This window comes from Paraburkholderia caffeinilytica (genome assembly GCF_046030355.1).
GTDB lineage: Bacteria > Pseudomonadota > Gammaproteobacteria > Burkholderiales > Burkholderiaceae > Paraburkholderia > Paraburkholderia caffeinilytica_B.
This window is the reverse complement of record NZ_JAQQCQ010000001.1, coordinates 314,325-327,517: the sequence shown is the minus strand read 5'-3', so window position 1 is coordinate 327,517 and position 13,193 is coordinate 314,325. Positions and strand designations below refer to the sequence as shown.

Sequence of the window (13,193 nt, the reverse complement as noted above, 5' to 3'; positions counted from 1 at the left end):
GCCCTATCGCACGCGTTTGCCAGTCTCGTCGACGACAACCTCACCATCTTCTTTCACGAATGGCACTGTGCTGGCTTCGGGCAGAATGTCGAGAATCACCTCAGACGGACGACATAGCCGCACGCCGTGGTCGGTCACCACAAGCGGTCGATTGATGAGAATGGGGTGCTCCAGCATTGCGTCAATGAGCTGGTCGTCGCTGACCAGTGGGTCATCGAGCCCCAAGTCCACATACGGGGTGCCCTTCTGGCGCACTACATCACGCACGCTAAGTCCCGACCGCTCGATAAGGTCTACAAGCGTCTCGCGCGATGGAGGCGTTATCAGATACTCAATAACTGTCGGCTCGATGCCGGCGTTGCGAATCATCGCAAGGGTGTTGCGCGAGGTTCCGCAATCAGGGTTGTGGTAAATCGTCACAGTCATGCCGTTTGCTCCTCAAATGAAGATAGGTATTCTTTAATCTGTGCCGCAGCGGACCGGGCGCTGCGCATCACCCCGATGAGCGTGGCTGACGCGAAGCCGCACCATTCACCGTAGCCAACAAGCCACAATCCGGGCTGCGCCACCGAACGGCCCTCCATCACGTCGACTCGGCCCGCGGCGTTGATGACGTTCAGGGGCCGCAAATGCTCAAGCGCCGGCCGGAACCCGGTGCACCAGACGACTGCGTCGGCCTGCGAGCGCGTCCCGTCCGCCCAGACAACGCCGTCGTTGACGAAGTGGACGAAAGGTCGAACCGACTTAAGCACACCACGTTCACGTGCCTCCCGAACGGGCGGCACCATGACGACGTCACCGAGACCACCCGCGGGTGCGGGGTCCGGGCGGCCCTCAACCTGAGCTTTCCAACGTTCTGTTGCGCGCTCAAACAGCACGCGACCGTCTACGTCATCTGGAAGAAACGTTGGCGCTTCCAACGTAACCCATGTCACATGACAAACCTGCGACAGTTCGGCAAGTATCTGCGCACCGGAGTTGCCGCCTCCGACGACGAGTACGCGCTTCCCACGGAACGCTTCCGGATTCTTGTAATGCGCGGAGTGCACCTGCTCACCACCGAAATCCGCCTGCCCCGGGTATTCAGGGATGTACGGGTGGCCCCATGTGCCTGTCGCACTGACGACTGCTTTTGCGAGCCATTCACCGTGGTCCGTCGATAGCAGTAGCCCGTTCGCACGTTGCGAGATAGACGTAACCTGCACTGGACGCTGCACCGGAATCTCGTAGCGCTTTTCATATTCAGTGAGATAGCGGATGACATGCTCGCGCGACGGGTATGCCTCTGAGGTCGCCGGCATGAGCCATCCCGGTAGCGAACTCCACTGCGCTGGGGAGAAAGGGTGGAATGAATCCCATGCGTGCTGCCATGCCGCACCCGGGGCTGGCTGGTTATCAAACACGACATAGCCGATACAGGCGCGGCGCAGGAAATAGGCAACCGCCAAGGCGGACTGACCACCGCCAATAACGGCGACATCGATTTCGTTGACTGCCGAAACAGTGTTGTTAGACATACACGCTCGTCCAGGTGATACTTCGATAATACCGGATATGTCGCGCTCAACACGATTAAGCGAGGTGCGCAGTGATTTCTGACTTGCGGAAGATTGCCAGCGGCCTCGGACCATCCGCCGCACGCCTGCAGCTACTCATAGACCGGGGGCTAGAGCTTTATGCCGGCATGGCTGGCATGTCATGCGCCGAGCGGCACATCGCGCTGCGGGAACTCAAGGAGTTGTTGCCCCAGATATCGCATGCCTCACGTGTAACAGCTTTTGGGTTTGAGGTATCTGCCGAGCGCTGCCAATGAGCTCTCCCGACGCTGTAGAGGCACTACGAGGTAGGTGTGAGGGTGAGTACCGCCCGAAAGCCGCCCGGTGTAGGCTGCGATGACTTTACGGATATCGGAAAAGTTGACGCATGACGAATAGATGATTGCTCACGGCACGGTAATGCAGTACTCGCTGCGAGCTGGTATGTGGACCGGCAGAGCAATCCTCACGGTCGGCCATCCTTTCAGCTGTTGGAAATTGCTACGAAGTGCCCACTGCCCAACTGCAGCCCCCGTGAAAAAGAGCGCCGTCCATTTTATGGCTTTATATGTCGAAGAGACTTTTGAGATTGAAGAAGAGGTTAAAGACATATCTAGCGAATGACCTTAGCCGGCGCGGCATCTAAAAATTTAGCAGCGCCCGAGCAGACAGGTAATATTGTCGATAGATATTGGCTCCGCCGATGGCGCACCATCAGCACGGAACCACAGCGGCTTGCAGGGCAACAGTCCCATTGGGACATCTTTCCTGCAAAGCCGAAGACCAATACACCAAGCTGTCCGGGGAATAAAAATGCTCGACCCGCTCATTTCGCTCGCCTTTTCGATGCAGTCGAACAAAGGCGCCTACGCGCTTCTGCTCGGCTCAGGCGTATCGCGTTCATCGCGCATCCCTACTGGCTGGGAGATAGTTCTCGAACTGATACGTAAGGTGGCCGCGCTTTCCGAGGAACAATGTGAGCCGGACCCGGCTGCGTGGTATGCCGCGAAGTTTGGCGAACAGCCCGACTACGGCAAGTTGCTCGATATGGTTGCGAAAACGCCAAGCGAACGGCAGCAGCTCTTGCGGGCATATTTTGAACCCTCGGCGGACGAGCAAGGTCAGGGCGTAAAGATGCCCACGAAGGCGCACCGCGCCATCGCCAAACTGACCTTTGCCGGCTACGTGCGGGTCATTATCACGACCAACTTCGACAGGCTCATGGAGCGCGCGCTTGAAGATGAAGGAATCGCGCCGGTTGTGTTGAGCGCGCCGGACTATATCGAGGGGGCCGTGCCGCTCGCGCACATGAAATGCTGTGTCGTGAAGGTCCACGGTGACTATCTCGACACACGTATTCGCAACACGCCCACTGAGCTCGCCGAATATGACGAGCGGATGAACGCATTCCTTGCGCAAGTGTTCGACGAATTTGGGCTTGTCACGTGCGGATGGTCAGCCGAGTGGGATACGGCTCTGAGAGCAAACATTGAGCGTGCGCCGTCACGTCGATACTCTATGTTTTGGGCTTCTCGAGGGGAGCCGGGTCAGGCTGCGAAGGACCTGATTGCGCGACGGGGAGGACTAACTTTGCCCATCAACGACGCAGACAGTTTTTTCGACGACCTGCAAACGAAAATCGAGTCCATTGAAGAGTTCAGCAGACCGCACCCCCTTTCAAAAGACATAGCGATTGCCTCCGCGAAGCGATTCCTAAGTGACACCCAGCATCGCATTCGGCTGGCCGACCTGATTGAAAATCTTGGCCGAGAGTTGTCGACCCAACTGCGAGCAGGGCCGTTCGCCGATGTTTCCACTAGTCCGAGCAGGGAATCCATCACGCAAAAGGTGCGAACGTATGAGTCGATGGCGACCACGCTGGCTGCGGTCGCCTTGACGTGTGGAAGATGGGGCGACGCGTCAGTGGCAAAAATTTTGGGGCGTGCACTCGACCGCGTTTATGCGGCTCGTCAGAACAGCGGACTTAGTCTGTGGCTCAACTACCAGAACTACCCCGCGACGTTAGTTGCCTACGCTGCGTTGCTAGGGGCGTCTCTCGGGGACAATTTGCTCGCGATGTCCAAACTCTTCGAGGGCAAGGTCCGCCAGCACAATACAGACGTTCCCCTGTCCATTGCACTCCCTCCCGCCTGCTTCTTGGAGGACGGGCGCTGGGGACAACTTCTCGAGGGCATGGACCGTCGCTACGTCCCCGTGAGCGACTGGATGCAAAAGACGCTGTGGAACGCACTGGGAGATGAGTTTATCTCTGAAGAAGAATTCCACATGCATTTCGACTGGGTCGAAATAATTGTCGCGTTGGCCTGCCATCAAAGCAGAGGGCCGAACAGCTACGGGGACTGGTTTCCCCCGGGAAGTTATGGGCATCGACCTGCAAGCAGGGAGAAGGTCAGTGCCCTCATTTCGTCGTCGTTGGATGAGTTCGGCGCAAAGTCCGATTACGTTTTAGCTGGGCTATTCGGGAAGACGGCGGATGAGTGCCGAGCCTCCCTAACCACCCTAAATGCCTTTACCAACAAGCTCGGATGGGGCTGGTAGTGAACGACCTGTACGCGGTTCATTCCGGGGCCGTCCGCAACGGCAACAGTCAAACACAGTCCCAACATTTAAAGAAGCTGCGCATGATGCCGTAATTGCCATCAGCGGGTCGCTCGACTCGTCGAAATCAAACAATCAAAATCGAGGAAGCAGATGGCAGTGGGTCAACGCGTACCGCCCGCAACCGTCCCAACTGATGTTCGAGACCGAGGAGGGACAAAAAGTGGCCGCCGCCTGTGTCGAGTTCGGTGGCTGGCATCATCGCGAAAAAACACTGACTCCAATCCAGCTGTCGGCTCTGCTGACAATGCCGGGCAATCCCGGCTTGTCTTGGGCGATGGATAGCCTCGCTGCAGCGGCCGAAGCAGGCATGCTTGACGGTGACCGGTACATCGCGCAGCTGTTTGCGAGCAAAGAAGATGTGCGGGCGTTTCGGCTTATTTTGCGTGACGCCGGTGCCGACAGGTGGCTGAACGACCGTCATTTCACTGCGTTGAAGAAGTTGGGGTGTGCAGAGCTGGACGCTGTCACCTACGCCGGCATCACAAGCTTCTTCGACCCGACCCAGTAATTCTTTTGGAGGGTGCATGCGCAACGCCAAGTGGCCGCTTCGACTGGCAATCGTGTTATCCGCAATCTGGGCAATTATTGCCTATTCGATTTCCTACGAAAATGGCAGACTGTCCGGCGGTACATTCGCCGTGGTCGGGCTAATTCCCCTCGGTGTTCTATGGGGCATGGGCTGGGTATTTGCAGGCGTGTTCAGTCAACGCGCAGAGCGAACGAAAATCGCAATGCCTACTGCGCCTGCTGAGCCTTCGTTTTCAATTCCGGTGAGCGCGATACCCGCGAGCGCATCACCCGCTACCCTGCCAGCACATGACGCAACTGAATCGACAAGGGACTGGGAACCGTCTGTGGCCGTAGATGCGCTTGCCGGCCCGTGGCGCCGCTTCTGTGCTCGGACACTGGACCTATATGTGTGGACGATAGTCGTGGGATTCGTGGTCGGCCTCCTGAATCTGAAGTTCGGATGGTCCCTGCTTGATTTTGGGAATATGCCGGCTTCCTCGCAAAACACGCTGAGCGGCATCCTTATGATTCCGTTCGCGTTGGTTCTCGACTCGCTCGTCTATGCCGCATTCGGCAGCACCATTGGCAAAGGTTTGCTGGGCGTCAAGGTGGAAACACTTTCCGGCGAACCATTACCTGCTAGCTCGTACGCCGCCCGCAATGCTTACGTCTGGGTCTTCGGGCTGGGGCTAGGTATCCCCATCGTGGCGCTCTTCACCGAGATAGCCAGCTATCGCACGGTCGCGAAAGGTGAACGTACACGTTGGGACCTACGGTATGGATGCCGTGTTCCGAAGGCGCCTCGGAGATTCGGCCACTATCTTGTTGCGTTAACGCTCGCCGTGGCGTTTATTGCAGTATTGGGCTACGGCAAGATGATGGAGCAAAGCCAGGTCATGGCTCAGAACCAGCCGCCCGTCACTTGGCAAAATCCCATTACGCAAAAAAACGCGGTTATCCTGCCGGCGGAATGGCGGTTGCTGCCCACTAGTACCAAATTGCCGCCGAACACGTACCTGTACGTCGACTCTACCAACCAGTTTGTTCTTGGGATAGGTTTCGAAGAGACAGACGCTTCGCTGGAGGACTATGCCCAAGCGCTGCTGGTAGGCAACCCGACGCTCGCCCTCATCCGCGATGGAGCAGTGACCACGGACGGCTCTCGACAGGTGTGGACAGGTAGCGGCTCTGGCGTGGCCTCCGGTATGAAGGACGCCATGACGGTCCGCGCACATGTTTTTGCTGGCAACCGGGGTTACTGGCGCGTTTTTGAAGCCGGCCCTGAAGGCAGGGAGGAGTCAGGCGCACAGGAAGCGGCGGTCTATCAGAACGTGCTGCAGACCTTGATACCTTAGCGAGGCTTGCACGCGAATCCTGTCGGCTGTCGCGTCTTTAACCCGCGCGTTGGCGCAACTGTCCGATTACTCGAGCGGCTATCCACGACATGTAGGTGTGGCATTTCCGAGTTGGTCGGTGTCGTTGACGTGTTTGGGTCAGCACGATGTCGAACGGTTACCAAGGCGCATTGCGCGTGTGTGAGAACGCAACCGCACAACTATTGCTCAACTCTTGCAAAGGTGAGTGATGACCCGCTTCGCCACGTCAATAATTGTCTCGCGCTCACGGGCCTGCACCGTTTCCGACCGAAGCGCAGTTCCTGGTGCCGCGACGATTCGGACTCGGATGTATTCGCCATCTACGAGGATTTGCACGCAGGCTTCAGGTGTCGCTATGGCATCTCCAACCGCTTGACGTTCAACGAGAAGGCTAAATCTACGAGCGTCTGGGTATGGACCGAGCGGCCATTGGTTGCCATGCGTACGCAGTGCCACAGACGCGCGGTCCCACAATGCCCCCCTGGGGTCAACGTTCACAGCCGCGGTGTAAAGCGGTTCAACATCGGCCGGTTCGGTCTCGTGAGTACCCTCGTAAATTTTGACAGCAGTGCGCGACCACTCCGCAGCCCACGCCGCGGCCATTCGACTGACCGTTTTGAACCCATTCTCATCCTTCAGCACTTCAAGTGGACTGCGGTCGCCGAGCCTTCCCCGGCGAGAGGATAGAAAGTCCAGTCTTGCGTCCGAGGGCGCGGTCGCAATGACTCGGCAAATTTCGTATACGCTCCTTCGCTGATTTGCCGGAGCTGCCAGCAAAGCGGGGAAATACTCCACGCCGTCTACTTTAATCGTAAAAACGCTGTCGTCCGTCAGGAGCACAGAAAGCCGTCGCGCTGTCAGGTTGCAGCGCCTGCGAAATTCCGCTTCTGAAATCAAGTCGCCGTTCGCAATCATCTCGCGCCGGGAAGTCAAAGCTTGCTGCCAAAGGTCCTCGCGGAGGATGTCTTCAGATATCTGTTCGCCTGCTTCTAAGTAAGCCTCTCGGACAATATGCAGGATGCGGTCAATCACCTCGTCAGGTAGCCGCTGAAACTTAGCGCGCTCGGCCGCCGGCAGACGAAAGCCGTTCCCAGCAATTTTACGCACTAGCGAGGACGCTTCGAACTGGGCAAGGTCGAATTCGCTATCGATACGGCGCATTGCTATTTCCCAACCGCTTCTGGCCATACCACTCCCCTTGAGTTGAAGGAAGATGACCGCGCGTTAGAGGAGTGCGCGCGGATGTCACCGTCGCTGGTCACGTTCGCCAACTGTGAGAAAAATGACGGAGACTGGCTGTTAAGTGATTTGCTCGCAGTCGCTACGGCAGTGCTTGGGATGCCCGCCAGGTTTATAGAATTCGAATGGCCGCTGTGTCGACACCTGATTCGCGAGTCCACCCGATGTCACTCGCGCAGATATCTCAGACCTCCTGGGCATCCTGTTCCTCTGCGCCACGACGCATAAACATCACGCGCGCCTCAGGGTCTGCGCGACGCAGCAATTCCAATAATTCGAACACTTTCATTATTCACTTCTTGCTTGTTTTCATCGCGGCCAGCAGTGTCGCAGTTTGACCGTGAACGAGTTCTGCAAGGTGGCAAGCCTCTTCAGGGGAGCGAGGCTCTGGGAACAGCGGCTGAAGGTATGACGACCACCGGAAAAGTGCTTCAACCAGGTTCCGCTCGTCTGGAGACAGCGAGAGTTCCCGTAGTAGTTGTTCCACGACGTTGGCGTCCGGATGTTCGAGGCTATCGATGCAACTACCTTTGTTAGCAAAGTATTCGCAGCAGCAGAAGTAAATTGCTTCCCAAGCGCATTTAAACCGTGTCGAACGCGATAACTCCTCACGCCGCGCGTCGTTCAGATAGTCGCGACTAATTGCCATCCGTCTGCTGTCAGTTTTTTCCACAATTCCCTCCATTCCACGCCGCGTTTCTCAAGTTGGTCGTGGATTAGAAAGCCGACCGATTGCTCCTCGAAGAATTGTCACTAATCACGGCTTAAACGCGGCTTCGAGCCACTCTCGTAGCTGTTTAAGTGCTTCCGGCGAGCCGAGTGCCGTTGCCGGGTCTGTATGCAAAAAATGCTGTTCGAACCCGGGAGGTACGCCCCATGCCTCGTCGTCAACCACGAGCCACGTCGTCAGGCCATGCTTCGCCGCGTGACGAATGGCAGTCATCGTCTTCGCCGTCCCGTCTCTGATTTCGCCAAAGCGGGGCGGTGTGCCAAGTGTTGTGCCTACAACTCTTAGACGCAGCTGGTCTGGTAGCGCGGCGATGGTCCGTTCAGCGCCGAGCGTATGCAGCCAAGAGCTGGTAACAACTAGCTGTACCCGTGGCCACGGTGCAAGGACTTCCAGAAGATAGGGGGCGAACTCAAGCAGGGGGCGACCTGAATCCAACGTTATAACGCCGTTGTGGTCGACCAAACCGTGTCCCACGCTCAACACGCCGCCATAGTTGAGAAAGAGCGTCGGTTCGTCAGCGAGCAATTGTTGCGGCTGTTCGAGTGGTTTTGTCATCGTCTGCTCCGCTTGCGAGCCCGACGTATTTCCGTTGGTATGCCCGGCATAGCTAGAGCGGCAGGGATATCGGCGGCGGCTAGCACGAATGCCAGCGCACTTCGTTGTTTGGCCACCCGCGCTACGTCACCGCGCGGATTCAGCATTGCTCTTGAGAATGCCGCGCACAGAAGGCGAAAGACGTCGCGCTTTGATATCCCAGTTTCGCCTCGCCGCGTCGGAGCTTTCCGGCGCCGAGTCAGATGTCTCCTTAGCAGACGTGCCAATTCCCTGATGACCCCGCTGAACGCGTAATCAAGAACGCGCGATGTCTCGGGACCGATGCCGGGCAAACGTCTCTGTCGCTTACACTTCATGTCGGCCTCTCTGAGCCGCCCCGAGCTGCGGGGGTAGCGGGCGGACCGAACTTTAGCTCGAGGCGGCGGAAGGTATGGTCAAAGTCGCAGTACAAAACCGCAGCATCGGGCCGAAGGCGTCCCGACAGCCACTCTGGCTGCCTTCGTCCCGCCTTGTTCATCGCGGCCTCCGGACTGGCTCGGCCCAAACTTCCGGCGCCATCGTGGCCGAAACCGAAATATCAATCTCAAGTGGATAGTGCCGGAGGAGCGCTATGGCAACGCTGCGGACAAGACCGGGAATCGTAATCTCGTCGCCAGCAGCTAGGGTAGATAAAAGCTCGCGGGCATCCAGTACCGCGCGAGTCCGCTGGTTAGGCGTCGTCATAAGGCACCTCCGGCTCGTAGTACTCCGTCATGTCGATGTAGCGCTCGACCTCATTGACTGCACACCACTCGGCCCAAACGTATTCGGCGATGCCTGTGAACCCACTGCCACCGACCAGTCGATAGATGCGACCGGAATGCGTGCGCCCTTCACCAGTGACAGTATCGAGCTCCTCGAGCGCCGAGCTCACGCGGCCCCGATGTGTGGCGGCGTTTAGCCCAACAAAGTGGACGGTGCCGTCTGGCACTATCATCATCACCCGCCATTGCAAGAGGGTAATTCTTGGCGCGACGGATAACGGCTCGACTTTCCATATAGGCATAACATCACCCGGGCGGCTGGGGCGACGACGACAATCCGGTTCTAAGCCACACTGGCAGAGGGCTAGAGGACTGCGACGTTACCTGGGCAATGGTCGCGAGGCCGTTATTATTTTGCTTTTTGCCCGCAAGTTTGCGTGTGTTTCTACACGCGAAATCCACTATAGTCGCCGGTGGCACATTTGCAAGAGTTTTTGCTAGCTCTATTCAGCCAGCAGGCTTGCCCGCGAGCGCAGCGCTGTTCAACGACGAGGTGTCGAGGAAGAGATGGATGCCTTCAAACCGGCAGACCGCCGCGCATTGAAAGAAAAAGGCAGCGGAAAAAGTACCGTCGGCAACATGACCTTCGACGACTTCCGGCTGCACTTCAACACCAATCTCCGCCAGTCGGTGCGCGAGCTGGCGCCAACTTAACCATGGTTGTAGGGCCAATGCGTCCTGAAAGACTGCTGTCGCGCGCTCTTCCCACGTGCCCCGTCTAGCCATAACGCGTGCCCAGGCAACCGGACAGTCCGCGCCGGACGCCGTCAATGCCTGCAGGAAGAAAACGAAGCGGAAGGTGCCTCTTTGAACCTTTCCTTCAACCGAGCGTGCGGACTCGGGCACACCTAGCCGCGTAAGCTCAGCTGCAAGCTGCGCATAGCTCACGTCCTGTCGAGTTAGCGCGACGCGAACCGCGCGAGACACGAGTTGCGCCCACGTGGCATCCACGCTTTCCACAAGTTTTCCTTGCATTTGCGTTTGCATGAACTATTTTGGTGTGTGTAAACGCACACAATCTCTCGACAAGTCAAATCCCAACGTTGAGAGCATCGTTCGCGCCTCCGCTCATTCTAAAGCGGCAAGCCGACTTATCTTCGGGCGCGTGCTGCCACGGCGGCAAAATTTCAGCGAAGCCGGTCATGACCTCCATCCTATATCTAGGCGTCGAAGGCGTTTTATTTCCTCGACGTTCGCAACGCATTCCACATTACCAACTTGAGAACCCGGGAGCCGCATACGAGTTTGGCCTTTCAAGGAACATTGCTCAAATCGTCATGACCAGACCCGAACTGGCAATTGTTCTCAACAGCTGGTGGGTCGCCGATTTTGGCTACCGCCGTCTAGTTCAGATGCTGCCAGATGAGATTGCCTCAAGGACCATCGGTGCCACAACCCCTGGCAACCGTATGCACAGGAGAGAGCCAGGGCAGCAAACTCGCCTCGATTTCCTTCGTGCCGACATCCATCGTCGTTGTCCTGAAAGCTTGACCATCGTAGACGCATCGCGGACCGCAATTCCTTTCGAATATGCGTCAAGAACAGTGCTTGTAGATTATCTGCGGCCAGACCTCTTCGGAAATTTTTGCAACGATATTTTGAGGCTACTTTCTTCCGTAACCACGTTACAGACCGTGACCAACGTCTCAACGTAGGACTCCAAATGACATTATATTTGAACTTCGACGGCGTACTGCATCCAGACCAAGTGGTGTATAGAGAGGGGCTCACTCCCTCGCTTGTTGCTACGGGTCACAGCGCATTCGAGCATGCAGGTTTGCTGTCAGAGATACTCGAACAACACGACGAAGTAGAACTCGTTCTCAACACGTGGTGGACGTTCTTCGTGTGTATTGACTCGGTCCTCGAGCTGCTTCCGACGGCACTTGCCAGCAGAGTCGTCGACACCACGCTCGAATGCTCATCAAGATATGATTCGCTCCCAAGCCGCTCCAAAGAGGCGGAGAGACACATTGCCTCCAAAAACAAGCGGCAGGTCCTGGTACTGGATAACTCCAACTCACGCTATTCGCGGGACCTTATTCCTCATATGCTTCTCGTAGACCCGACGGTAGGACTAGCGTCAATAGCAGCTCGGAGGGCCCTTGCGCGCAGAATCTCCTTGACACCACTACTGCCTAATTAGTTAGGCATACTATATGTATAACGTCTTATTTGCATTGCATGCAACTGTCTTGACTGCGTCAAACGGCCCGGTCCGCAGCACCGCCATATATACAGTTGCTGTCAAAACATCAACAGTGTGTAAATGCGCATTTTGACGATTATTTAGTTGTTACTGCCCAAATTACGTTGAAAGTGCCGCACGAAATCTCAAAAAAATGCTTTTCTTGGTGAGAACAGCATGCGAGAATTTGCTCACCGACAAGCCAACGGCCCCAACCTAAAGGAGGTGAGACACGGTTTGGCAAACTGACAACTGAGATGTACGAGCCCAAGGGCAAACCATCCTGTCTCGTTTTTGCGGCGCACAAATGAGAAGGGGTCGGAAAGCCCGAGCAAGCTCGAACCACCGACCCCTAGCGCGTTTCCATGAGAAGAAACACGGTTTGGCAACCAAATTCTCTCATGGTGGTCGCTAGGCGTCAAAGGACTTCGCTCGCTTCAACGAACGTGGAGCTATTTACGCAAATGCGACCAAATTGCAGCCAATTTCGCCCAATTGGGCGTCATCTTCAGGTCAACCTTGACCGGCAACGAAGCTTCCGGCTAACTTCCGCCGAGTCAGTCACCTGCCCCCCATTTTTTTGGCCTCATCCCCTCGGACTCTTCTCCCCGCCTCCCCGCTCTCCCAGTAGGTTTCCCCACCCGTCGCTGCCTCTTCAGGCGCCTGGAAATCCCGCCTCTCTCAGCCCGCTCTGGGCCAAGCCAACTGCCTTCGAGCCGCAGGCTACGTACGAGATTACTTGTCGACAGTTTCGCTTTCGGTTTTCGCTGCACGCCATTTAGCGAAACCTGAGCAAGTGGGTTCGCGGGCTTGCGCTCTCGCAAGTCCGCGGGGACTCTTGCGCGCCTTGGGACAACATTTGAGGAGCGGCATGATGCAACGGACAGCCGAGTATTTCGTGAAGGAATTGGAGCAGTTCGCGATTGGGGTGCAAAGTTTTAGCCGGCTCGCGACCGAGGTCCGCGGGGAACTGCATAGGCCTCCCCATCAACCACAGCCGTCAGGGCATGGCATGCCGCGTGAGACTGCCAGTATTCCGAACGTGCAGGTCATTAAGCGCCGGCGTCGGCAAATTGAAATCCCAAATAGCATCCGGCACCTTTGCACAAGTACCGTCGTGCGCGCTCAGTTGGATGCGCGGACAGCGGAAACCGCTTTCGCATGGGAGCCATGCTGGGAAATCAAAGAGCGCCCCCTCGAGCCTTTGCTCGTCAAGCATATTGAGACGGGCGCGGTATTCGAGGCCGTCGTCGCTACGACGCCCTCGATAGCAAGCGAATTCATCCTCCGCCGGCCCCAAGACGACGTCAAACTATGGACGGCCATCTTCCGTCCCAACAGTGACTATCAGGTCGCGAGCTCGACTGAGAGCTTTGAGCGCGTAGTCGGTCATGTCAGAGCGCTATCCCGCGAGCAGTTGAAAGGCATCCTGGACACGTGGCTCCACTCCCTGTTGTGGCAGCGCCTTCAGCCTTGGGACGAACAACGTGCGACGGACCTAAAAGCGCTTATCTGTTACCGATATGCCGTCGGCGAACTGCCGGTGTTCCTACGCGGGAAACACGCGCCGCCTCGCATGGGCAGGCCCATCCTCCGGGCGCGTTAAGCGCATCGTTAAGCGCATCCATAAGGGCG

General features: G+C 57.0%; 14 protein-coding genes. 6 read left to right on the top strand and 8 right to left on the bottom strand.

Annotated elements, in window-relative coordinates; all coding sequences use genetic code 11:
• Positions 1-3 precede the first annotated feature (3 nt).
• Positions 4-426, bottom strand: coding sequence for an arsenate reductase (glutaredoxin) (arsC, locus tag PQQ95_RS01400; protein WP_408434026.1), 423 nt, complete (start codon positions 424-426; stop codon positions 4-6).
• Positions 423-1,517 (bottom strand): ArsO family NAD(P)H-dependent flavin-containing monooxygenase, encoded by a 1,095-nt coding sequence (locus PQQ95_RS01395; RefSeq protein ID WP_408434023.1) that lies wholly within the window; start codon positions 1,515-1,517, stop codon positions 423-425. Before PQQ95_RS01395 ends, arsC begins: the two co-directional genes overlap by 4 nt.
• A gap of 831 nt (positions 1,518-2,348) precedes the next feature.
• Between PQQ95_RS01395 and PQQ95_RS01390 the strand changes: the two genes are divergently transcribed.
• The 3 genes from PQQ95_RS01390 to PQQ95_RS01380 all read left to right on the top strand — a co-directional run bounded on the left by PQQ95_RS01390 (position 2,349) and on the right by PQQ95_RS01380 (position 6,022).
• Entirely contained in the window at positions 2,349-4,094 is a 1,746-nt protein-coding gene (locus tag PQQ95_RS01390; RefSeq protein WP_408434020.1) for an SIR2 family protein, read from the top strand.
• 196 nt (positions 4,095-4,290) lie between these two features.
• Positions 4,291-4,665: a hypothetical protein gene (locus PQQ95_RS01385; protein WP_408434017.1), complete on the top strand. Its 375-nt coding sequence runs from the start codon at positions 4,291-4,293 to the stop codon at positions 4,663-4,665.
• 16 nt (positions 4,666-4,681) lie between these two features.
• Positions 4,682-6,022, top strand: coding sequence for an RDD family protein (locus tag PQQ95_RS01380; RefSeq protein ID WP_408434014.1), 1,341 nt, complete (start codon positions 4,682-4,684; stop codon positions 6,020-6,022).
• A gap of 207 nt (positions 6,023-6,229) precedes the next feature.
• Here the strand turns inward: PQQ95_RS01380 and PQQ95_RS01375 are convergent, their stop codons facing one another.
• The 6 genes from PQQ95_RS01375 to PQQ95_RS01350 all read right to left on the bottom strand — a co-directional run bounded on the left by PQQ95_RS01375 (position 6,230) and on the right by PQQ95_RS01350 (position 10,345).
• A complete protein-coding gene (locus PQQ95_RS01375; RefSeq protein ID WP_408434011.1) occupies positions 6,230-7,204 on the bottom strand; it encodes a hypothetical protein in 975 nt (324 codons plus the stop codon).
• Positions 7,205-7,574: 370 nt separating this feature from the next.
• Positions 7,575-7,955 carry a protein Asterix gene (locus tag PQQ95_RS01370; RefSeq protein ID WP_408434008.1) on the bottom strand — a complete coding sequence of 127 codons (381 nt, stop codon included), beginning with the start codon at positions 7,953-7,955 and terminating at the stop codon, positions 7,575-7,577.
• Positions 7,956-8,039: 84 nt separating this feature from the next.
• A complete protein-coding gene (locus PQQ95_RS01365) occupies positions 8,040-8,567 on the bottom strand; it encodes an HAD domain-containing protein (protein WP_408434005.1) in 528 nt (175 codons plus the stop codon).
• A gap of 513 nt (positions 8,568-9,080) precedes the next feature.
• The gene (locus PQQ95_RS01360; RefSeq protein ID WP_408434002.1) at positions 9,081-9,290 is read right to left on the bottom strand and encodes a BPSL0761 family protein; all 210 of its coding nucleotides are present in this window, start codon (positions 9,288-9,290) and stop codon (positions 9,081-9,083) included.
• Complete coding sequence (locus PQQ95_RS01355; protein WP_408433999.1) at positions 9,277-9,546, bottom strand: hypothetical protein; 270 nt, start codon at positions 9,544-9,546, stop codon at positions 9,277-9,279. Before PQQ95_RS01355 ends, PQQ95_RS01360 begins: the two co-directional genes overlap by 14 nt.
• Before the next feature lie 271 nt (positions 9,547-9,817).
• Entirely contained in the window at positions 9,818-10,345 is a 528-nt protein-coding gene (locus PQQ95_RS01350; protein WP_408433996.1) for a DUF6471 domain-containing protein, read from the bottom strand.
• Between the two features lie 167 nt (positions 10,346-10,512).
• Between PQQ95_RS01350 and PQQ95_RS01345 the strand changes: the two genes are divergently transcribed.
• The 3 genes from PQQ95_RS01345 to PQQ95_RS01335 all read left to right on the top strand — a co-directional run bounded on the left by PQQ95_RS01345 (position 10,513) and on the right by PQQ95_RS01335 (position 13,164).
• Positions 10,513-11,025, top strand: a complete 513-nt coding sequence (locus PQQ95_RS01345; protein WP_408433993.1) for an HAD domain-containing protein — start codon at positions 10,513-10,515, stop codon at positions 11,023-11,025.
• 8 nt (positions 11,026-11,033) lie between these two features.
• On the top strand, positions 11,034-11,516 hold the full coding sequence (locus PQQ95_RS01340; protein ID WP_408433990.1) for an HAD domain-containing protein: 483 nt from the start codon (positions 11,034-11,036) through the stop codon (positions 11,514-11,516).
• A 913-nt stretch (positions 11,517-12,429) separates the two neighbouring features.
• Positions 12,430-13,164: a hypothetical protein gene (locus PQQ95_RS01335; RefSeq protein WP_408433987.1), complete on the top strand. Its 735-nt coding sequence runs from the start codon at positions 12,430-12,432 to the stop codon at positions 13,162-13,164.
• Positions 13,165-13,193: the final 29 nt, after the last annotated feature.